At 59.4% G+C, this 20455-nt stretch carries 16 protein-coding genes and 2 pseudogenes; 5 read left to right on the top strand and 13 right to left on the bottom strand.

The window, feature by feature from the left end:
* Positions 1 to 40: 40 nt before the first annotated feature.
* Both ACYZT4_RS22310 and ACYZT4_RS22305 read right to left on the bottom strand, forming a co-directional pair.
* Positions 41 to 1399, bottom strand: coding sequence for a glutamine synthetase family protein (locus ACYZT4_RS22310; RefSeq protein WP_461982999.1), 1359 nt, complete (start codon positions 1397 to 1399; stop codon positions 41 to 43).
* 145 nt (positions 1400 to 1544) lie between these two features.
* A pseudogene (locus ACYZT4_RS22305) lies at positions 1545 to 1817 on the bottom strand (gamma-glutamyl-gamma-aminobutyrate hydrolase family protein); the annotation flags it as partial.
* A 279-nt stretch (positions 1818 to 2096) separates the two neighbouring features.
* Here ACYZT4_RS22305 and ACYZT4_RS22300 point away from each other — a divergent pair.
* Both ACYZT4_RS22300 and ACYZT4_RS22295 read left to right on the top strand, forming a co-directional pair.
* Entirely contained in the window at positions 2097 to 3473 is a 1377-nt protein-coding gene (locus tag ACYZT4_RS22300; RefSeq protein ID WP_461982998.1) for a glutamine synthetase family protein, read from the top strand.
* 199 nt (positions 3474 to 3672) lie between these two features.
* A complete protein-coding gene (locus ACYZT4_RS22295; RefSeq protein WP_461982997.1) occupies positions 3673 to 4311 on the top strand; it encodes a TetR/AcrR family transcriptional regulator in 639 nt (212 codons plus the stop codon).
* Positions 4312 to 4483: 172 nt separating this feature from the next.
* On the opposite strand, the gene ACYZT4_RS22290 is transcribed toward ACYZT4_RS22295, so the two are convergent.
* The 11 genes from ACYZT4_RS22290 to argE form a co-directional block, all read right to left on the bottom strand.
* Positions 4484 to 4699 carry a TOBE domain-containing protein gene (locus tag ACYZT4_RS22290; RefSeq protein ID WP_003229256.1) on the bottom strand — a complete coding sequence of 72 codons (216 nt, stop codon included), beginning with the start codon at positions 4697 to 4699 and terminating at the stop codon, positions 4484 to 4486.
* Between the two features lie 107 nt (positions 4700 to 4806).
* On the bottom strand, positions 4807 to 5610 hold the full coding sequence (gene ssuB, locus ACYZT4_RS22285) for an aliphatic sulfonates ABC transporter ATP-binding protein (protein WP_461982996.1): 804 nt from the start codon (positions 5608 to 5610) through the stop codon (positions 4807 to 4809).
* Positions 5607 to 6389 (bottom strand): aliphatic sulfonate ABC transporter permease SsuC, encoded by a 783-nt coding sequence (gene ssuC / locus ACYZT4_RS22280; protein WP_461982995.1) that lies wholly within the window; start codon positions 6387 to 6389, stop codon positions 5607 to 5609. Before ssuC ends, ssuB begins: the two co-directional genes overlap by 4 nt.
* Before the next feature lie 8 nt (positions 6390 to 6397).
* Positions 6398 to 7546, bottom strand: a complete 1149-nt coding sequence (gene ssuD, locus ACYZT4_RS22275; protein WP_461982994.1) for an FMNH2-dependent alkanesulfonate monooxygenase — start codon at positions 7544 to 7546, stop codon at positions 6398 to 6400.
* A 40-nt stretch (positions 7547 to 7586) separates the two neighbouring features.
* On the bottom strand, positions 7587 to 8552 hold the full coding sequence (locus ACYZT4_RS22270; protein ID WP_461982993.1) for a sulfonate ABC transporter substrate-binding protein: 966 nt from the start codon (positions 8550 to 8552) through the stop codon (positions 7587 to 7589).
* Positions 8553 to 8654: 102 nt separating this feature from the next.
* Entirely contained in the window at positions 8655 to 9248 is a 594-nt protein-coding gene (gene ssuE, locus ACYZT4_RS22265; RefSeq protein WP_461982992.1) for an NADPH-dependent FMN reductase, read from the bottom strand.
* Positions 9249 to 9451: 203 nt separating this feature from the next.
* On the bottom strand, positions 9452 to 10090 hold the full coding sequence (locus tag ACYZT4_RS22260) for a peroxiredoxin (RefSeq protein WP_461982991.1): 639 nt from the start codon (positions 10088 to 10090) through the stop codon (positions 9452 to 9454).
* Positions 10091 to 10381: 291 nt separating this feature from the next.
* Positions 10382 to 11746, bottom strand: coding sequence for an OprD family porin (locus ACYZT4_RS22255; protein WP_461982990.1), 1365 nt, complete (start codon positions 11744 to 11746; stop codon positions 10382 to 10384).
* Between the two features lie 377 nt (positions 11747 to 12123).
* Positions 12124 to 13473 (bottom strand): OprD family outer membrane porin, encoded by a 1350-nt coding sequence (locus tag ACYZT4_RS22250; protein WP_461982989.1) that lies wholly within the window; start codon positions 13471 to 13473, stop codon positions 12124 to 12126.
* Between the two features lie 522 nt (positions 13474 to 13995).
* On the bottom strand, positions 13996 to 15294 hold the full coding sequence (argA, locus tag ACYZT4_RS22245) for an amino-acid N-acetyltransferase (protein WP_461982988.1): 1299 nt from the start codon (positions 15292 to 15294) through the stop codon (positions 13996 to 13998).
* Positions 15295 to 15539: 245 nt separating this feature from the next.
* Positions 15540 to 16688, bottom strand: coding sequence for an acetylornithine deacetylase (gene argE / locus ACYZT4_RS22240; RefSeq protein ID WP_461982987.1), 1149 nt, complete (start codon positions 16686 to 16688; stop codon positions 15540 to 15542).
* 157 nt (positions 16689 to 16845) lie between these two features.
* Between argE and ACYZT4_RS22235 the strand changes: the two genes are divergently transcribed.
* From ACYZT4_RS22235 to ACYZT4_RS22225, 3 genes and pseudogenes are all read left to right on the top strand, one after another.
* Positions 16846 to 18213 carry a CYTH domain-containing protein gene (locus ACYZT4_RS22235; RefSeq protein WP_461982986.1) on the top strand — a complete coding sequence of 456 codons (1368 nt, stop codon included), beginning with the start codon at positions 16846 to 16848 and terminating at the stop codon, positions 18211 to 18213.
* 165 nt (positions 18214 to 18378) lie between these two features.
* Entirely contained in the window at positions 18379 to 20163 is a 1785-nt protein-coding gene (locus tag ACYZT4_RS22230; protein ID WP_461982985.1) for a GspE/PulE family protein, read from the top strand.
* Positions 20164 to 20236: 73 nt separating this feature from the next.
* A pseudogene (locus ACYZT4_RS22225) lies at positions 20237 to 20455 on the top strand (band-7 C-terminal domain-containing protein); the annotation flags it as partial.

The following is a 20455-nucleotide window of genomic DNA, read 5'->3' as shown; positions in this document are numbered from 1 at the left end:
GTGAAAGGCGCGGCAAATTCCAGCCGCCGCGCCCGGCGTATCAGACGGCGAAGAGCAGGAATTCCCGCTCCCAGGAGCTGATCACGCGCTTGAAGTTTTCATGCTCGGCCCGCTTGACCGCGACGTAGCCCGTGATGAAATTTTTGCCCAGGTACTTCTCGACGGTCGCGCTGTTTTCCATGCGTTCCAGCGCATCTTCGATGGTCAGGGGCAGGCGCAGGTTGCGGCGTTCGTAGCCACGGCCCACTACCGGCGCGCTCGGGTTCAGGCCTTCGACCATGCCGATGTAACCGCAGAGCAGGCTCGCGGCAATCGCCAGGTACGGGTTGGCATCGGCCCCCGGCAGGCGATTTTCCACCCGACGGTTTTGCGGCCCGGCATCCGGAACCCGCAGGCCCACGGTGCGGTTCTCTTCGCCCCATTCGACGTTCACCGGTGCCGAGGTGTCCGGCAGGAAGCGGCGGAACGAATTGACGTTGGGCGCAAACAGCGGCAACAACTCGGGAATCAGTTTCTGCAAACCACCGATGTGGTGCAGGAACAACTGGCTCATGGTCCCGTCTTCATTGGAGAAGATGTTCTTGCCGGTTTCGATGTCGATAATGCTCTGGTGCAAGTGCATGGCGCTGCCCGGCTCGCCGGTCATGGGTTTGGCCATGAAGGTCGCCGCCACGTCATGCTTGAGCGCCGCTTCGCGCATGGTGCGCTTGAACACCAGGATCTGGTCGGCCAGAGACAGGGCGTTGCCGTGACGGAAGTTGATTTCCATCTGCGCCGTGCCGTCCTCGTGGATCAGCGTGTCGAGGTCCAGCTTCTGCAATTCGCACCAGTCATAGACGTCTTCGAACAGCGGATCAAACTCGTTTGCCGCTTCGATGGAAAACGACTGGCGACCGATTTCCGGGCGACCGGAACGGCCGATGGGCGGTTGCAGCGGGTAATCCGGATCGTCGCTGCGCTTGGTCAGGTAAAACTCCATTTCCGGCGCCACGATCGGCTGCCAGCCCTTGTCGGTATAGAGTTTCAGAACCTTTTTCAGCACGTTGCGCGGCGACAGCTCGATCGGGTTGCCTTGCTTGTCGTAGGTGTCGTGGATCACCTGGGCGGTCGGCTCGATGGCCCACGGCACCAGGAACACCGCGTTATGATCGGGACGGCAGATCATGTCGATGTCGGCCGGGTCGAGCAGTTCGTAATAGATGTCGTCTTCGACATAGTCGCCGGTCACGGTCTGTAACAGAACGCTCTCTGGCAGGCGCATGCCTTTTTCAGCAATGAACTTGTTGGTCGGCGAAATCTTGCCCCGGGTAATCCCGGTCAAGTCGGCGATCATGCATTCGACTTCTGTGATCTTGTGGTCTTTCAACCAATCAGTGAGCTGGTCGAGGTTGTGACTCATAAATGCCTCTTAGGCTGAGTTTCCTGACTCTCGCAAGTCAGGCGTTGTTTGACGCGTGGGCGTCGCGCGGTACAGATTGCCACTGCAATTGCCGCGCACAAACACCCGATCGGGTAATGGCGCGGAGGAGCGATTAGGGATCGGGGCGTGCGGAATCATGAGCAATGCTCGACACGTTAGTCGGGCCAGCTCGGTAAAACGGTTCTATATTGGAAGGACGAGCAGTCACAAGAATGCCTTGCGGACCGTCCAGAATATCGGACGGCGCCAGCCGGTTCACCGGGGAAGGAAGAGTCGACGGCACGCCTTGGGCAACAAGGGCCTTGGCATGAACGTAACGATCGCCACTGATGTGATAAGCATGCAGACCGATCTGCCTGGAGCAGATGGCGACGCCGATTAACGGCAGGCGAGACATGAAGCACCCCGGTATTATTGCTGTTATGGGTTTGAATCGGAGCTTAGCCTTGTTCATTTTTTTACACAACACCCCCGTAAAAAATACAACACGGCCCGCTCAAGCCCGCGGACGGCAAAGCGCTCAAAGGCATAAAAACGCCCCAAAGTGCCTCAAAAAAGCCTCACGGGCGCTTTTTTAGGGCAAAAAAGGCCTCGCTTGACTTCGGCATGCCGTTCGGGTTGACTGAAACCCGAAGAGATCAATGATTGATATTTTTAACAACAAAGGTGTTGCATCATGTCGGTACCCCCGCGTGCCGTTCAGCTTAACGAAGCGAACGCGTTCCTTAAGGAACATCCTGAGGTTCTGTACGTTGACCTTCTGATTGCGGATATGAATGGTGTGGTGCGCGGCAAGCGCATTGAACGCACCAGTCTCCACAAGGTTTACGAGAAAGGCATCAACCTGCCGGCCTCTCTATTTGCTCTGGATATCAATGGCTCGACGGTGGAAAGCACCGGCCTGGGTCTGGACATCGGCGATGCTGACCGAATCTGCTATCCAATCCCTGACACGCTGTGCAATGAGCCCTGGCAGAAGCGCCCGACTGCGCAACTGTTGATGACCATGCACGAACTCGAGGGCCAGCCGTTCTTTGCCGACCCGCGCGAAGTGCTGGCCAATGTCGTGCGCAAGTTCGACGAAATGGGCCTGACCATCTGCGCTGCGTTCGAACTGGAGTTCTACCTGATCGACCAGGAGAACGTGAACGGTCGTCCGCAACCGCCACGCTCGCCGGTCTCCGGCAAGCGTCCGCACTCGACCCAGGTCTACCTGATCGACGACCTCGACGAATACGTCGACTGCCTCCAGGACATCCTGGAAGGTGCGAAAGAGCAAGGCATCCCGGCTGACGCCATCGTCAAGGAAAGTGCCCCGGCGCAGTTCGAAGTGAACCTGCACCACGTGGCCGACCCGATCAAGGCGTGCGATTACGCGGTCCTGCTCAAGCGTCTGATCAAGAACATCGCCTACGACCATGAGATGGATACCACCTTCATGGCCAAGCCTTACCCGGGCCAGGCGGGCAATGGTCTGCACGTACACATTTCGATTCTGGACAAAGACGGCAAAAACATTTTTGCCAGCGAGGATCCCGAGCAGAACGCCGCGCTGCGTCACGCGATCGGCGGTGTGCTCGAGACCCTGCCGGCGCAGATGGCTTTCCTCTGCCCGAACGTCAACTCCTACCGTCGTTTCGGCGCACAGTTCTACGTGCCGAACTCGCCGTGCTGGGGCCTGGACAACCGTACCGTCGCGATCCGCGTTCCCACCGGTGCCGCCGATTCCGTGCGCATCGAGCACCGCGTTGCCGGCGCCGACGCCAACCCGTACCTGCTGATGGCTTCGGTCCTGGCAGGCGTGCACCACGGTCTGACCAACAAGATCGAACCGGGCGCACCCGTGGAAGGCAACTCCTACGAGCAGAACGAGCAAAGCCTGCCGAACAACCTGCGCGATGCATTGCGCGAGCTGGACGACAGCGAAGTCATGGCCAAGTACATCGATCCGAAATACATCGATATCTTTGTGGCCTGCAAGGAAAGCGAGCTGGAGGAGTTTGAACACTCCATCTCCGACCTCGAATACAACTGGTACCTGCATACCGTTTAAGCGGTTGCAGTAAAAAGAACGCCGCAGGCTGATTAGGCTTGCGGCGTTTTTTTATGGCCGCCTTCGGCGGATCGCGAGCAGGCTCGCTCCCACAGGGGTATGCAGTCTAAATGTGGGAGCGAGCCTGCTCGCGAAGGCGTCTGACAAGACAACATCAAACCCTGCTCGTACAATGCCCGCTGCCCCGCAGGAGACTCCAATGACGCGCACCGCCACCGTTCGCAAACCCCGCGCCCGCAGCCAGGCCCGGATCGATTCGATACTCGATGCCGCCCGCACGCTGCTAGCCGCCGAGGGTGTGGCCAGCCTGTCGATCTACAGCGTCGCCGAGCGCGCGCAAATCCCTCCTTCCTCCGTCTACCACTTTTTCGCCAGCGTCCCGGCCCTGCTCGAAGCGCTGACCGCCGACGTCCATGCCGCGTTCCGCGCCTGCCTGCAAGCCCCGATCGACCACGCCGCGCTCACTGATTGGCGCGACCTGTCGCGGCTGGTGGAACAACGCATGCTCGACATCTACGACGAGGACGCCGCGGCCCGCCAACTGATCCTCGCCCAGCACGGCTTGACCGAAGTTACCCAGGCCGACCGCCAGCACGACATTGAACTCGGCGACTTGATGCACAAACTCTTCGATCATCACTTCGAATTGCCGAGGCTGTCGAACGATGTCGATGTGTTTGCGCTGGCCATGGAGCTGGGTGATCGGGTGTATGCGCGCTCGGTGCAACAGCACGGGCTGATTACACCGCGCATGGCCGAGGAAGGGATGCGAGTGTTTGATGCTTATCTGGGGCTCTATTTGCCACCGTATTTGCCGAAGCGCGTCATTACTGCCTGATTCTTTTCAGCTGCACCGAATTCATCGCGAGCAGGCTCGCTCCTACAGGGGAATGCATTCCAAATGTAGGAGTGAGCCCGCTCGCGATGGCCGGCCGCCGAATTGACTGACTAACGCGCGTAAAAAACCCCGAAGGGCTAAGGCCCTCCGGGGTTGGGTGCAGTGCACGCCCTTACAACTTGGCGATCGACACCTCGGTGGATTTCACGAATGCGATCACTTCGCTGCCGACCACCAGTTCCAGCTCTTTCACCGAGCGAGTGGTGATCACCGAAGTCACGATGCCGGAAGCGGTTTGAACGTCGATTTCCGACAGCACGTCACCCAGTACGATTTCCTTGATCGAGCCTTTGAACTGGTTACGAACGTTGATGGCTTTGATAGTCATACGATTTCTCCTAGAGTCGAAATGAGCTTCAAGCTCCAAGCTGTAAGCCACAAGTGAAAGCGCTCTGCCTCTTCTTGCCGCTTGTAGCATGTAGCTTGCCGCTGCTTCTATTGCGCCCAACGCAGTTGCGTAGGCAATGGTGAAACAGGTTCCGGTTCCGGCGGTTGGCCGGGCAATGCGAGGACGCGATTGAGCACTTCGGTTTCCAGCGCCGCCAGCCGATGGGAGCCACGCACTCGAGGGCGCGGCAACTCAACGTGCAGGTCGAGGCCGACTTCGCCTTCTTCGATCAGGATCACCCGATCGGCAATCGCTACCGCTTCACTGACGTCATGGGTCACCAGCAACACGGTAAAACCGTGCTTCTGCCAGAGCCGTTCGATCAGTTGCTGCATTTCAATTCGGGTCAGGGCATCCAGCGCGCCCAGCGGTTCGTCCAGCAACAGCAAGCGCGGTTGGTGAATCAGCGCGCGGGCCAGGGCCACACGTTGCTTCTGCCCACCGGACAGCGCCGCCGGCCACTCATTGGCGCGGTCCGCCAGGCCCACCGATTCCAGCGCTTCCAGCGCTTGCGCACGCCAGTTGCCTGAAAGTCCGAGGCCGACGTTGTCGATGACCTTTTTCCATGGCAGCAAACGCGCTTCCTGGAACATTAATCGAGTGTCTTCACGGGCATCGCTCAGTGGTGCGGAGCCGGCCAGCAGCTCACCACCGGTGGGCTTGTCGAGACCCGCCAGCAGGCGCAGCAAAGTACTTTTGCCACAACCGCTGCGCCCGACCACGGCGACAAATTGCCCGGCCGGAATGTGCAGATCGATCTCGCGCAACACCTGGCGCGAACCAAAGGTTTTTTGCAGCTTGCGCACCACCAGCGGAATACCGCGCAGCAGGCGTGGAGGTTGAGCGGTCATGCGGCGCCTCCTTTGACAACCTGATACGCCGGATGCCAGCGCAGCCAGACACGTTCCAGTCCACGGGCCGCGAGGTCGGCGAGTTTGCCGAGTACCGCGTACAGCAGAATCGCCAGCACCACCACATCGGTCTGCAAGAACTCCCGGGCATTCATTGCCAGGTAGCCAATGCCGGAGCTGGCGGAAATGGTTTCCGCGACGATCAGGGTCAGCCACATGAAGCCCAGCGCGAAGCGCACGCCGACCAGAATCGAAGGCAATGCGCCCGGCAGGATCACCTGACGAAACAGGCTGAAGCCGGACAGGCCATAACTGCGCGCCATTTCGACCAGCGCCGGATCGACGTTGCGGATGCCGTGGTAGGTGTTGAGGTAAATCGGGAACAACGTGCCCAGTGCCACCAGGAAAATCTTCGCCGACTCATCGATGCCGAACCACAGGATCACCAGCGGAATCAGCGCCAAATGCGGCACGTTACGGATCATCTGCACCGAACTGTCGAGCAGGCGTTCGCCCCACTTCGACAGGCCGGTAATGAAACCCAGGACCAGACCGATGCTGCCACCGATGGTGAACCCCAGCGCGGCACGCCAGCCGCTGATTGCCAGGTGGGTCCAGATTTCACCGCTGCGCACCAGGCTTACGCCGGCCTCGATCACAGCGATGGGGGCCGGCAGAATCCGTGTCGACAACCAGCCCGCCGACACCGACAACTGCCACACCGCCAACAGCAGGATCGGCAACGCCCAGGGCGCCAGGTTGTGGATGATTTTCTTCATGGCGCGCCTCAACTCTGGGACGCGGCTTTGGGAAGAATGTCGTTGGCGACCATCTCACCAAACGGGCTGACGTAGTTGGCACCTTGCGGTGCCTGCGGGCGCGCGATGTCGAGGTGCGGGAACAGCAACTCGGCAACGCGATACGACTCTTCAAGGTGTGGGTAACCGGAGAAGATGAAGGTATCGATGCCCAGGTCCGCGTATTCCTTCACGCGGGCGGCCACCGTCGGACCGTCACCCACCAGCGCGGTACCCGCACCGCCACGCACCAGGCCGACGCCGGCCCACAGGTTCGGGCTGACTTCCAGGTTGTCGCGATTGCCGCCATGCAGTGCGGCCATGCGCTGCTGGCCGACGGAATCGAAGCGCGCCAGGGAAGCCTGGGCGCGAGCGATGGTGTCGTCGTCCACGTGAGAAATCAGTTTATCCGCCGCGGCCCAGGCTTCGGCGTTGGTTTCACGAACGATGACGTGCAGACGAATGCCGAAGCGTAGCGTGCGGCCGAGCTTCTCGGCTTTCGCCCGCACTTGGGCAATTTTTTCGGCGACGGCGGCCGGTGGCTCGCCCCAGGTCAGGACCATTTCCACCTGCTCAGCGGCCAAGTCCTGCGCGGCGTCCGATGAACCACCAAAGTACAGTGGCGGACGCGGTTGCTGGATCGGCGGATAGAGCAACTTGGCGCCTTTGACGCTGATGTGCTCACCGTCGTAGTCAACGGTTTCGCCTTCCAGCACGCGACGCCAGATGCGGGTGAATTCCACCGAAGCCTGATAGCGTTCTTCGTGGGTCAGGAACAAACCATCGCCGGCCAATTCTTCCGGATCACCGCCGGTCACCAGGTTGAACAGCGCACGACCGCCGGACAGGCGATCCAGCGTCGCGGCCTGACGCGCGGCCACCGTCGGGGAAATGATCCCGGGGCGCAGGGCGACGAGGAATTTCAAACGCTGGGTCACCGGGATCAGCGACGCGGCCACCAGCCACGAGTCTTCACAAGAACGGCCGGTGGGAATCAGCACCCCGCCGAAGCCCAGGCGATCCGCCGCTTGCGCGATCTGTTGCAGGTAACCGTGGTCAACGGCGCGAGCGCCTTCGGCGGTGCCAAGGTAATGGCCGTCGCCGTGGGTAGGCAGGAACCAGAAGATATTGAGGCTCATGGAGTGGTCTCCTTGGGAATCGAATTGACTGCGCTGTTGTTTACTGAGCTTTGGCAACGGCTGCCGGCGGCGTCCAGATCACGTCTTTGATGCTGAGCGGCTTCGGAATCAGCTTGAGCTGGTAGAAGCTGTCGGCGATTTTCTGTTGCGCGGCGACCACTTCCGGGGTCAGGAACAACGCGCCGTAGCCTTGGCGTTTCACCGAGGTCAGGGTGATGTCTTCCGGCAGGCCGAGCAGTGGCGAGACCTGTTTGGTCACGTCTTCAGGATTGGCCTTGGACCATTCACCGACAGCGCGAACTTCTTCCACAAGGGTCTTGATCACCTCAGGATTTTTCAGTGCGTAAGGCTTGGTCGCCAGGTAGAACTGGTGGTTGTCGACGATGCCTTGGCCATCACGCAGGGTGTGCGCTTGCAGCTGTTTCTCGGCGGCCGCCTGGTACGGGTCCCAGATAACCCAGGCATCCACGCTGCCACGTTCGAACGCGGCGCGGGCATCGGCTGGCGGCAGGAACACGGTCTGGATGTCGGTGTATTTGAGGCCGGCGTCTTCAAGCGCGCGGACCAGCAGGTAGTGAACGTTGGAGCCTTTGTTCAGGACGACTTTCTTGCCCTTGAGGTCCTTCACCGATTTGATCGGCGAATCCTTCGGCACCAGGATCGCTTCGCTGTGCGGCGCTGGCGGCTCGTAGGCGACGTAGAGCAGATCGGCACCGGCCGCCTGGGCAAACACGGGCGGGGTTTCGCCGGTGACGCCGAAGTCGATGGAGCCGACGTTCAGGCCTTCCAGCAGCTGCGGGCCGCCGGGGAATTCAGTCCATTGCACGTCCACGCCTTGGGCGGCGAGGCGTTTTTCCAGCGTGCCCTTGGCTTTGAGCAGCACCAGGGTGCCGTACTTTTGATAACCGATCCGCAGGGTCTCGGCTTGAGCTTGAGTAATGGCGCCGAGGGACACAGCCGCAACAAACAGAGCGACCAGACCGCGACGCAAAATGACAGGGCGCATGGCGCTCTCCTTTTTACAGTGGGGTTTTTGGCTGCACCTGCTTGGCCGTTAGCGGCTGAGTAAGGTGAGTACTTCAAATTCAGGTGTGACGTACGCGGTGGCTTAAATGCTCCAGCGAGCACTCAACAGACGTTCGTTCAACAGGTTTGGATCGAGCGGCTTCGGCCGTCGCGCCATGGCGCTGAAAAACAGCTCCAGGGATTCGTTAAGTCGTTCTTCCAGCTCCGGCGCCAGTTGCGCTTGCGCGCTGCCTTCGCCGTAGGCGATCTGGCTGTCCACAGCGAAAATCCCGTGGAGCATTTCCTGGGCTTTCAGCGCGGACAGCACCGGTTTCAGCGCGTAATCCACTGCCAGCATGTGGGCGATGCTGCCGCCGGTAGCCATGGGCAACACCACTTTGTGCGCCAGTGCGCGCTCGGGCAGCAAATCCAGCACGGTCTTCAATGCGCCGGAAAACGACGCTTTGTAGACGGGCGTCGCAATCAGCAAACCGTCGGCGTTTTCAATCTGTTGCAGCAGATCGACGACTTTCGGGCTGTCGAAACGTGCGTGCAGCAAGTCTTCGGCCGGGAAGTCCCGTACCTGGTAACTCACCACTTCCACACCCTGTTCCTGCAACCAGCGTTGGGAGCGCTCCAGCAACACCCCGGATCGGGAGCGTTGGCTGGGACTGCCACCGAGTGAGACAACCAGCATTCAGGCGATTCCTTGAACGGTGTGGCGATTCGCAGTGTGCGATCTCGCTTGGATGGAAGTGACCTTAACAGGTGATTTATATATCCATAAATCATATTTATTCATTTGGTTATGCGTTTCGGCGATATACAAAAACCTTTTTTCCAGGCAAAAAAAAAGGCCATCGAAACGGCCCTGAATTCCCCTGCTTTTTGGTGATCGGCTTACCTGTTCGGCTGTGGCGTCAGGCGCAGGTACGGCTTCACCGCGCGATAGCCTTTGGGAAAACGTTTCTTGATTTCATCTTCATCCTTGAGCGAAGGCACGATCACTACTTCATCACCATCCTGCCAGTTAGCCGGGGTGGCCACCTTGTAGTGGTCGGTGAGTTGCAGCGAGTCGATCACCCGCAGGATTTCATGGAAGTTACGGCCGGTGCTCGCCGGGTAGGTGATGGTCAGCCGCACCTTTTTGCTCGGGTCGATCACGAACAGCGAACGCACGGTCAGGGTGTCGTTGGCGTTCGGATGGATCAGGTCGTACAGGTCTGAAACCTTGCGATCGTCGTCGGCCAGGATCGGGAAATTGACGATCGTGCTCTGGGTCTCGTTGATGTCCTCGATCCACTTGTGGTGCGAGTCCACCGGGTCCACGGACAGCGCGATGGCCTTGACCCCGCGCTGGGCGAATTCTTCCTTGAGTTTGGCGGTGAAGCCCAGCTCGGTGGTGCACACCGGGGTAAAGTCCGCCGGGTGGGAAAACAGTACGCCCCAGCTATCGCCCAGCCATTCATGGAAACGGATAGTGCCGGCGCTGGAATCCTGCTCGAAATCGGGGGCGATGTCGCCGAGTCTGATGGTCATGGTGGGCTCCTGATGGTGTGTTTTAGAGCTCAACTGTAGCCGGGTTCAGGATGCAGTAAAAAGAATAAATAACGACATTATTAGATCTAAAATGAATATTAAAGATCTGTTCACTGGACCTGCAAAGCCATCGCGACGACTTTCGCTTCCAAGGTTCGAGAAGGCCTTGAGTAGCTGCAAAAGAGGGAATTTCAGCGCGGGATTACGGGGGTGACCCCGCCTTGAAAACGCAAAAGCCCCGCCCGGCGTGATGCCGGGCGGGGCTTTTTTTCAGCGGTTACGCGAGCGCTGTTACAACAGCGGGATCGAGTAGCTGAGGATCAGGCGGTTTTCATCCTGGTCGCGTTGACCCACGATGTCGTTGCGCCAAGTAGCGTTCTTCCACATGAAGCCGACGTTTTTCAGCGGGCCTTCAGGTACTACGTACGCCAGGGTGAAGTCGCGTTCCCACTCGGAGCGGCCGCTATTGTTAACAGGGTGAGCGACCGTGTTCGCGGTGGTGTCGATGTTATCGCCACGCAAGTAAACCATACCGGCGGTCAGGCCTGGCACACCCACTTTAGCGAAGTCATACGAGTAGCGAGCTTGCCAGGTTTTCTCGCCGGCACGGCCGAACTTCTGGATTTGCATGTCGGTGATGGTGTAGTTCGACGAACCGTCGCCCTGGTTCAGCCAAGGGAAGTCGCTGCTGCCATTGCTGACCTGGTAACCGCCACCGAAGGTGTGACCGGCAACGGAGTACAGGAACAAGCCGCTGTACAGGTTGTTGTCGACTTTACCGCGGCCGGCACGGAAGCCTTGGTAGTTACCCGAGCTGAAGTAAGCGGAATCGTGACCGTTCAAACCGTCGTCGGAGCTGTTGAAGTAACGCAGGTCAGACTTCAACACGCCCGGGCCGATTGCCCAGTTGTGAACCAGACCCAGGAAGTGTTGCTTGTAAAAATCTTCCAGGTTGCCGTAGTAGTACTGGGCAGTCAGGTCCTTGGTGATTTTGTAGTCACCACCGGCATAGATGAACTTGTTGCTGTCGCGGAATGCCGTGCCACGGGAGTTGGCGCCGCCGATGCTCAGCTGTTCATTGTTGCTGGAGTTACGCCCTTTCACGTGCTCGATCTGACCACCGACCAGCGTCAGGTCCTTGATCTCGCCGGAAGTGATCTGGCCACCCTGCCAAGTTTGCGGCAGCAAACGACCGTCGTTGGTCACGATAACCGGGTTCTTCGGCTGCAAGGTACCCAGCTTCAATTCGGTCTGGGAGATCTTGGCTTTTGCTGTCAGACCCAGGCTGGAGAAGTCATCAACTGCTTCGCCGTTGGATTTGCTCGGGAACACAGTGCCGCCGTACGAAGCGGCAGTGGCGCCGTTAGTACCGCCGCCCGAATCCAGTTTGACGCCCAGCAGGCCGATGGCATCGATACCGAAGCCGACGGTGCCTTGGGTGTAGCCGGAGATGAAACGCAGATCGAAGCCTTGGCCCCATTCTTCTTGCTTGTTCTGAGCACCAGCCGCTTTGGTGCCGGAATCACGGTTATCCGTGTTGATGTAGTAGTTACGCAGCCCCAAAGTAGCCTTGCTGTCTTCGATGAAACCGGCGGCGCCTGCCTGCTGCGCCAAAACCCCTACGGCCACAGCCAGGGCCAAGGTGGACTTGTTCATTGTTTCGCTCCTATCGTTTCTAATTTTTTTAGTCCGGTGCTGAGTCGAATGCTCGGGATCCGGACATGTACGCTCATCTTCAAAAACGGGCATCTCTGCGCCCCATGCGTCTACACCAAGGGGCTCGGCCCCGGCGTGTGCGGCCCGCATGGTAAACGTTAAAAAATTTATTTCATTATTTTTCATGCCGTAAGGGATTAAAACGGCAGAACTATTTCACTGCGGACACACGCTATCGGCCCCTGAGGCATGCACTTTAGGGGTTTACGCTAAAAGCTAAAAAGAATAATAAATTCCAACAAAAGATCTAATTGGAATATCAAAAAAAACCCAAAAAAAAAGCCTCGCCAATCGGCGAGGCCTTCTTCAGCAGCCTGTTACAGGAAGCTGTAGGTGTAGTTGAAGATCAGACGGGTCTGGTCTTGGTCAGCGGTGGCGTTACCACCGTAATTACCGTGACGCAGCGTAGTGCCGAACCCTTTAAGCGGGCCCGTTTGAATCACGTAGTCAATGCGCGCGTCGGTCTCGTGCTCATTCAAGTCTTTGCCAGCACCGCTAACAGTCTTGATGTCCTGGCCATCCAGGTATGCGATCGAAGCTTTCAAACCTGGCACGCCCAGCGAGGCAAAGTCATAGGAGTACTGACCGTACGTGGTGTTTTCACCTGCACGGATAAAACTGCCAACCGTCGCATCGGTGAACGAGTAGAAGCTGGCGCCGCCAGCACCTTCGTTGCGACCGTTGCCATCAAGAACACTACCTTGGTTCAAGAAGACAAAACCGCCGTCATCGCTGACACGCTGATGCCCGAGCAGGAAGGCACTGCCACCCAGGGTGTAGGTGAAGGTGGCACTCCAGGTCTTGTTGTCGACTTCTCCCAAGTGTTTGGCGTAGCCACCGTTGTTGTTGAAGCGGTAGCCTGGGTCACCATTCTTGCCGTCGGAGCTGCTGTCGAAATAACGCAGATCGGTTTTGAACGATTGGTTCGGCGCGATCGGGAAAACGTGTACCAGGCCGAGGAAGTTCTGCTTGTAGTAATCTTCCAGATTCGCGTAGTAGTACTGCAGCGTCAGTTCTTTGGTGACCTTCCAGTCTGCACCGGCGTAGCGGAACTGGTTGCTTTCCTCAGTACCGCCATTCACAGCCAGGCCAGTGCTGTTGGACGAGGCGCGACCTGTCGCGCGCTCCAACTGACCCAGGTTGAAGGTCACGTTGTCGATTTCCTTCGAGGTGATGGTGCCACCTTCGAAAGTTTGTGGCAGCACACGACTGTCGTTCGCGATCAGGATCGGCATGTTTGGCTGCAGAGCGCCACCGAGGTGGGCCTCTGTTTTCGAGAAGCGTGCCTTGACGTTGCCTGCCACGCGACTCCATGAATCCGTTGCCGAACCATCGGAATCGCTAGGGCTGAAGGAGTTGTTGTTCGGGTGATGGCCTCTGCCGCCATCCAGATGGATACCGACCAGCGCCTGGGCATCGAAACCAAAACCCACAACACCTTGGGTAAAGCCCGACAGGTAATCGAACTTCAGACCTTCTGCGGCCTCTCGTTGTCTGTTACCAGCATTACTAGGAGCAGTACTGGTAGGAGCTTCACGAACGTCGGCGTCGAAATAATAAGTACGCGAACTGACGGAAGCCTTGCTGTCTTCGATAAAACCGGCGGCGCCTGCTTGCTGCGCCAAAACCCCTACGGCCACGGCCAGGGCCAAGGTGGACTTGTTCATTGTTTAGCTCCTATCGTTTCTAATTCTTGTGTTCCTGGCCCTGGGTTAGATGCCCGGGATCCTAGGGTTCGCGATTAGCGCCGGACCGTGACCCACAAGTCAATCGTAACCTTGTGTGTCTACGACCATGGTCTAACCCCCGGTTTTCGGGGGCGTGCAAAGTTTTTCGCTCGCTATAAAGCTAAAAAGACGCGCGCGACTTGTTTCCATACCTTTTAGGAATTTAGATCGGCTGCAACACCGAGGCGTAACGCCTCACAGAATCATTCCTAAAAACTATTATTTAGTGTTTTCTTAGATCGATTGGATTTGATAAATCCACATTCAATCTGATCGATGAAGGCCATGCCGTGACGATCAAGCGCGCACTATCCAGCTCAATTGTTACAGTTTATGTATCGTATTTATTTCTTTTGGCGCTCGGGCCGAGAACGTCACCGTGGGCTATCGCACCGGCATTGAAGCCAGCACGAGAGGCGGCTGCCAGACAGCCGTTCCCACGCTCACGTGGGAACGGTCAGATCAGAGGGTTTTTTCGAAGATCTTCGAATTGCGCTGGTAGTTGTACAGCGAGGCCCGCGCCGACGGCAGGCGCTCGACGCTGCTCGGGACAAATCCGCGCTCACGGAACCAGTGGGCCGTGCGTGTGGTGAGGACGAACAGCGTCTTCAACCCCTGAGCCCGGGCGCGGGTTTCAATGCGTTCCAGCAACTCATCGCCACGGCCGCCGTGTCGATACTCCGGGTTCACCGCCAGGCACGCCAGCTCCCCCGCGTCCGAATCGGCAATCTGATACAGCGCCGCGCAGGCGATGATCATGCCTTCGCGTTCGACCACGCTGAACTGTTCGATCTCGCGTTCGAGCACTTCGCGCGAACGGCGCACCAGAATCCCCTGCTCTTCCAGCGGACTGATCAAATCCAGCAAACCGCCGACGTCTTCAATCGCCGCCTCGCGCACCACCTCGAATTGCTCTTGCGCCACCAGCGTACCGCCACCGTCGCGAGTGAACAGTTCGGTCAGCAGCGCACCGTCTTCGACGTAGCTGACGATATGACTGCGCGCCACACCGCCCCGGCAAGCTTCAGCCGCCGCATCCAGCAGTTCGCCTTGATAGTTATTGCCCAGACGTTGCAAATGCGCCGGTACTTGTTGCGGGCGCAGTTCGCGGACCAAGCGGCCGTGTTCGTCGATCAAACCGAGGTCCGCGCCGAACAGCAGCAACTTATCGGCCCCCAGGTCGATGGCCGCCCGGGTGGCGACGTCTTCGCACGCGAGGTTGAAAATCTCGCCGGTCGGCGAGTAGCCCAGCGGCGACAACAGCACGATGGAGCGCTCGTCGAGCAGACGATTGATGCCCTTGCGGTCAACCCGACGCACTTCGCCGGTGTGGTGATAGTCGACACCTTCGAGCACGCCGATCGGCCGCGCCGTCACCAGGTTGCCGCCCGCCACCCGCAGGCGCGAGCCCTGCATCGGCGACGACGCCATGTCCATCGACAACCGCGCTTCGATGGCGATACGCAGTTGGCCAACCGCATCGATCACACATTCAAGGGTTGCCGCATCGGTGATGCGCATGCCGTGGTGGTAATGCGGGGTCAGGCCGCGGGCGGCGAGGCGCGTTTCGATTTGCGGACGGGAGCCGTGCACCAGCACCAGGCGCACCCCGAGACTGTGCAGCAGCACCAGGTCGTGAACGATATTGCCGAAGTTCGGATGCTCCACGCCGTCGCCGGGCAGCATGACGACGAAGGTGCAATCGCGGTGGGCATTGATATAAGGGGAAGCGTGACGAAGCCAATTAACGTATTCGGGCATGAACCTGGGCCTGTAATAAATAGCAGCCAAAAAATGGGCGAAGCAGAAAATACACAGCGGGCTGATGGTTATCGTCGGAACAGGCTTGGCGACACGCGCGCTCTCCTCATGAATACGGGTTAAAACACCAGTCATTTAGACCTGTAGGAGCCTGCCTGCTGGCGGTGAACGATGACGAGGCTCACCTGATGAACCGCGGCGTCTGATCGTCGGAACGCCGCCCGCAGCAAGCAGGCTCCTAGAGGTCATGTGGCCGTCAGGCAATAATGTTCAATCAACTGACGCAATAGATGCACCGTAGGCTGCAAACGTGACATTTCGAGGTATTCCCCCGGCTGGTGGGCGCAGGCGATGTCGCCGGGGCCGAGCACCAGTGTTTCGCAGCCAAGGCGCTGAAGATAAGGCGCTTCGGTGCCGAACGCCACTGCTTCGGCCCGATGACCGGTGAGCTTTTCCGCGACCCGGACCAATTCTGCATCTTCAGCCTGCTCGAATGGCGGCACCTCGGGGAACAGCGGCGCGTAATCGATCTTCACCTGATGGCGTTCGGCAACCGGTTTGAGCCGTTGCAGAATTTCTGCGCGCAGGAACTTGGGGTCCATGCCCGGCAGGGGCCGCAAGTCAAATTCCAGCGAGCACTGGCCGCAAATACGATTGGGGTTGTCGCCGCCATGGATGCAACCGAAATTCATCGTCGGGGTCGGCACGCCGAATTGCGGATTGCGGAATTCGCGCTGCCACAACAGACGCAGGCCACGCAGCTCGCCGATGGCATCGTGCATGGCTTCGAGGGCGCTATGGCCCAGGCTCGGGTCGGAGGAATGGCCGCTCTGACCGAGAATGTCGATGCGCTCCATCATGATGCCTTTGTGCATGCGGATCGGCTTGAGCCCGGTCGGCTCACCGATCACCGCTGCACGGCCCAGCGGGCGACCGGCTGCGGCCAGGGCGCGCGCGCCGGCCATCGAGCTTTCTTCATCGCAGGTGGCGAGGATCAACAGCGGCTGCTTGAACGGCAGGTCGAGCAAAGGGATCACGGCTTCGATGGCGAGGGCGAAAAAGCCCTTCATGTCGCAACTGCCCAGCCCGACCCAGCGGCCATCGACCTCGGTGAGTTTCAGCGGATCGGTCTGCCACAACGCGCCATCGAATGGCACCGTGTCGCTGTGCCCGGCCAGTACCAGACCGCCGGGGCCGGAACCAAAACTGGCCAGCAAATTGAATTTTCCCGGGCTGACCTGCTGGATATCGCAGGCAAAACCGAGGTCGCCGAGCCACGTTGCCAGCAGGTCGATCACCGGTCGGTTGGTTTGATCAAGGCTCGCCTGGGTGCAGCTCACCGACGGTGCGGCAATCAGCGCAGCGAACTGATCTTTCATGGACGGCAAAGGCATCGCTGACTCCCACTCGCGAATTGAGGTCCATCATAGAACCATCCGGTGACAGGAATAAACCGTCGCGGCGCGTAGGACTTGGTAGTCCTGTACACTGCACGACCTTGGCAGCCACACATTCCCCCCGGCTGCGCTCCCGATCCTGGATTTTCCGGCCATGCAGAAAGAAACTGAAATCAAACTCCGCGTCAGCCGCGAAACCCTCGCCGCCCTGCGCGAGCACCCGCTACTGAAAAAACGCAACAAAAGTGGCTGGGAACGCCGTGAACTGATGAACCAGTACTTCGACACGCCTGAGCGCGACCTGGCCCGCGCCAAGGTTGCCCTGCGCCTGCGCCGCGATGGCGAAGAAGTGATTCAGACCCTCAAGACCCGTGGCCAGAGCGTCGCCGGTCTGTCCGAGCGTAACGAATACGACTGGAACCTGCCCAAAGCCAAGCTCGATGTGAAAAAACTCGACGGCGAATGCTGGCCTGAAGAACTGGCCGAGCTGGACAAGAAATCCCTGAAGCCGATTTTCACCACCGATTTCGTCCGCGAACGCGCTGAAATCGCTTGGGGCCGTGGCAAGACCAAGGTGGTCATCGAAGCCGCGCTGGACTTGGGTCACGTGGTCGTTGGCAAGCAGAAAGAAGAAATCTGCGAGCTGGAACTGGAATTGCGCGAAGGCGAACCGGCCGCGCTGCTGGAGCTGGCCGCCGAACTGGCCGCGACCTTCGCGCTGATGCCGTGCGACATCAGCAAGGCTGAGCGCGGTTATCGCTTGTACGACGCCAACAGCTATTCGTTGAGCCTGCCGGCGCCGCAGATCAGCGCCGAAACACCGCTGGACGACGCGTTTGCTGCACTGAGCTGGCACCTGTTGGGCAGCAGCCAGCGTCTGGCCGAGCAATATCGCTTCAATGGCCACTGGCGCCTGTTGCAGGACTGGGTCGAAAACCTCGCCGAATTGCGCGCCCTCCTGAGCAGCCTCGGTCAAGCCGCCCCGCGTCAGTCGACCCACGATTTGCGCCTCGCGCTGGATGCCTTGCTCGAAGACTGGCGCCCCCTGGTGCAAGCCGGCCTCGACGACGAAGACGTGCGCAAAGCCGCGCCGGAGCAGTTCCTCGAAGAACTGGAAGATCCGCGCTGGGGCTTGTTCTCACTGAGCACTTCGCGCTGGTTGCTGGCCCGCACGTGGACCGCCGATCGCAACGTTCGTGGCAATCGCCAGGGCGCTGCGCAATTGGGCAGCTGGTTGCCGCGCTTGCTGGGTGAAGAAGCCACCTCGTTGCAATTGCAGCGTTACCAGCAGCAGCCGGAAGACCTGGCTGAGCAACTGCCGCGTATCGAACGCATCCAGGCCTGGCTGCACCACGCCCGTCACGTGCTGGACATCCCGGAAATGGATCGCCTGTACGGTGAGCTGAAGCAGCTTGCCTTACTGGCTAACGAGCCAATCACCGATGAATCGCTGGATGCGCGCAAGCAGCAGGCGATTGCGGTGTATCAAAACCGTGCGTGGAAGATGTTGCTGCGTATGTAAGACCGCCATCGCTGGAAAGCCAGCTCCTACAGGGTTCGTGTGTACGATAAACCCCCTGTAGGAGCCGCTTGCCGGCGATAAGGCCCGCACATCCAACACGTAGTGGCCCAACGGACGCCGCGTCCACTACTATCCTTGGCGAACTGTTGTTCACGAGGAGCCCGCATGTCCGTTCAACTTGCCATTCAGGACCGCTGGCTGGATCTCAACGATTTGCTGCGCGAATTGGTCGCCCAGGGCTTTATCAGCCAGGACTCGGCCGAGCATGCGCTGAACGCCCGCCGTCGACACGCCGCCAATGGCCAGATGCACCCGCTGGAATTCATCGCCAGCCAGCAGCTGGACGACCTGAGTCGTCCCGGCAAACACCTCGACCTGGAAAGCCTCACTCTGTGGCTGTCGCAGCAGGCCGGCCAGCCTTACCTGCGCATCGATCCGCTGAAAATCAACGTCGCGGCCATTACCCCGCTGATGTCCTATGCCTTTGCGCAGCGCCACAAGATCCTCGCGGTATCCATCGACCGTGACGCCGTGACTGTGGCCAGCGCCCAGCCTTACGTCACAGGTTGGGAAGCCGACCTGACCCACGTATTGAAGCTGCCGATCAAACGGGTCGTGGCCAATCCGCTGGACATCCAGCGCTTCAGCGTCGAGTTTTTCCGCTTGGCCAAATCGGTCAGTGGCGCGACCAACGCCGATCAGCAGAGCAACACTCTGGGCAACTTCGAACAGTTGCTCAACCTCGGCGCCAGCGACCAGGAACCGGACGCCAATGACGCGCACATCGTCAACATCGTCGACTGGTTGTTTCAGTACGCCTTCCAGCAGCGCGCCAGCGATATCCACATCGAACCCCGGCGCGAGCAAGGCACCGTGCGTTTTCGCATCGACGGCGTGTTGCACAACGTCTATCAATTCCCACCGCAGGTGACCATGGCGATCGTCAGTCGCCTGAAGAGCCTGGGCCGGATGAACGTCGCGGAAAAACGCAAACCCCAGGACGGCCGCGTAAAAACCAAGACGCCGGACGGCGGCGAAGTCGAGTTGCGGCTGTCGACGTTGCCGACAGCGTTCGGCGAAAAAATGGTCATGCGGATCTTCGACCCGGAAGTGTTGCTCAAGGACTTCGACCAGTTGGGCTTTTCCGCCGAAGACCTGCGCCGCTGGCAGGACATGACGAGTCAGCCCAACGGCATCATTCTGGTCACCGGCCCAACGGGTTCAGGCAAGACCACCACGCTGTACACCACCCTGAAGAAACTGGCGACGCCGGAGGTCAACCTCTGCACCATCGAAGACCCGATAGAAATGGTCGAGCCGGCGTTTAACCAGATGCAGGTCCAGCACAACATCGACCTGACTTTTGCCGCCGGCGTGCGCGCGTTGATGCGGCAGGACCCGGACATCATCATGATCGGCGAGATCCGCGATCTCGAAACCGCGGAAATGGCGATCCAGGCCGCCCTCACCGGCCACTTGGTGCTCTCGACGCTGCACACCAACGACGCGCCCAGCGCTATCAGTCGCCTGCTGGAACTCGGCGTGCCGCATTACCTGATCAAGGCCACGGTGCTCGGTGTCATGGCGCAGCGTCTGGTGCGCACCTTGTGTCCGCACTGCAAGGCACCGCTGACACTGGGCGAAGAAGACTGGCAAACCCTGACCAGACCCTGGCAAGCACCGCTGCCGGGCAATGCCCAACGCGCCATCGGTTGCCTGGAATGCCGCGACACCGGCTATCGCGGCCGCGCCGGGGTTTACGAAATCATGCAACTGACCGACGGGGTCAAGGCGCTGATCAACCCGGACACCGACTTGCTGGCGATCCGGCGCCAAGCGTTCAAGGAAGGCATGCGCAGCTTGCGGCTATCGGGGGCGCAGAAAGTTGCCGCAGGCCTGACCACGATCGAGGAGGTGTTGCGGGTGACGCCGCAGAGCGAGCAGAAGTGAGACCTTTTATGTCTCCTGATGATGCGAGGGCCGCCTAACGGTACTTATCCCGGACCCGCGCCGCTACACTCCAGCGATCGCAACTTCATTGGTGACCGAAGCCATCGCCGGCGGCAACGTGCAGGCGGTCAATTATTTCGTCGCGCAAAAGTACATCGATGCGCTGGGCAAACTGGCCTCGGCAAACAACAGCAAAGTCATCCTGATGCCGCTTGAGGCCAGCTCGATGATCGGCGCTGTGGGCGGTATCGGCGAGATCGTCAAAGCCACGTTCGACAACAAGAAAGCCTGA

Source organism: Pseudomonas sp. GB2N2, from assembly GCF_054897705.1.
Note: the sequence above shows the minus strand (reverse complement) of the source record. Positions and strands in the feature narration are given on the sequence as shown.

What these genes read in the sequence shown, in the direction of transcription:
- argA (WP_461982988.1), bottom strand. Translation starts at nt 15,294, where the DNA reads ATGCCCGAATACGTTAATTGGCTTCGTCACGCTTCCCCTTATATCAAT.
- ACYZT4_RS22300 (WP_461982998.1), top strand. Translation starts at nt 2,097, where the DNA reads ATGTCGGTACCCCCGCGTGCCGTTCAGCTTAACGAAGCGAACGCGTTC.
- ACYZT4_RS22230 (WP_461982985.1), top strand. Translation starts at nt 18,379, where the DNA reads ATGTCCGTTCAACTTGCCATTCAGGACCGCTGGCTGGATCTCAACGAT.
- ssuB (WP_461982996.1), bottom strand. Translation starts at nt 5,610, where the DNA reads ATGACCGCTCAACCTCCACGCCTGCTGCGCGGTATTCCGCTGGTGGTG.
- ACYZT4_RS22255 (WP_461982990.1), bottom strand. Translation starts at nt 11,746, where the DNA reads ATGAACAAGTCCACCTTGGCCCTGGCTGTGGCCGTAGGGGTTTTGGCG.
- ssuD (WP_461982994.1), bottom strand. Translation starts at nt 7,546, where the DNA reads ATGAGCCTCAATATCTTCTGGTTCCTGCCTACCCACGGCGACGGCCAT.
- ACYZT4_RS22235 (WP_461982986.1), top strand. Translation starts at nt 16,846, where the DNA reads ATGCAGAAAGAAACTGAAATCAAACTCCGCGTCAGCCGCGAAACCCTC.
- ssuE (WP_461982992.1), bottom strand. Translation starts at nt 9,248, where the DNA reads ATGCTGGTTGTCTCACTCGGTGGCAGTCCCAGCCAACGCTCCCGATCC.
- ACYZT4_RS22290 (WP_003229256.1), bottom strand. Translation starts at nt 4,699, where the DNA reads ATGACTATCAAAGCCATCAACGTTCGTAACCAGTTCAAAGGCTCGATC.
- ACYZT4_RS22310 (WP_461982999.1), bottom strand. Translation starts at nt 1,399, where the DNA reads ATGAGTCACAACCTCGACCAGCTCACTGATTGGTTGAAAGACCACAAG.
- ACYZT4_RS22260 (WP_461982991.1), bottom strand. Translation starts at nt 10,090, where the DNA reads ATGACCATCAGACTCGGCGACATCGCCCCCGATTTCGAGCAGGATTCC.
- ACYZT4_RS22250 (WP_461982989.1), bottom strand. Translation starts at nt 13,473, where the DNA reads ATGAACAAGTCCACCTTGGCCCTGGCCGTGGCCGTAGGGGTTTTGGCG.
- ACYZT4_RS22270 (WP_461982993.1), bottom strand. Translation starts at nt 8,552, where the DNA reads ATGCGCCCTGTCATTTTGCGTCGCGGTCTGGTCGCTCTGTTTGTTGCG.
- argE (WP_461982987.1), bottom strand. Translation starts at nt 16,688, where the DNA reads ATGCCTTTGCCGTCCATGAAAGATCAGTTCGCTGCGCTGATTGCCGCA.
- ssuC (WP_461982995.1), bottom strand. Translation starts at nt 6,389, where the DNA reads ATGAAGAAAATCATCCACAACCTGGCGCCCTGGGCGTTGCCGATCCTG.
- ACYZT4_RS22295 (WP_461982997.1), top strand. Translation starts at nt 3,673, where the DNA reads ATGACGCGCACCGCCACCGTTCGCAAACCCCGCGCCCGCAGCCAGGCC.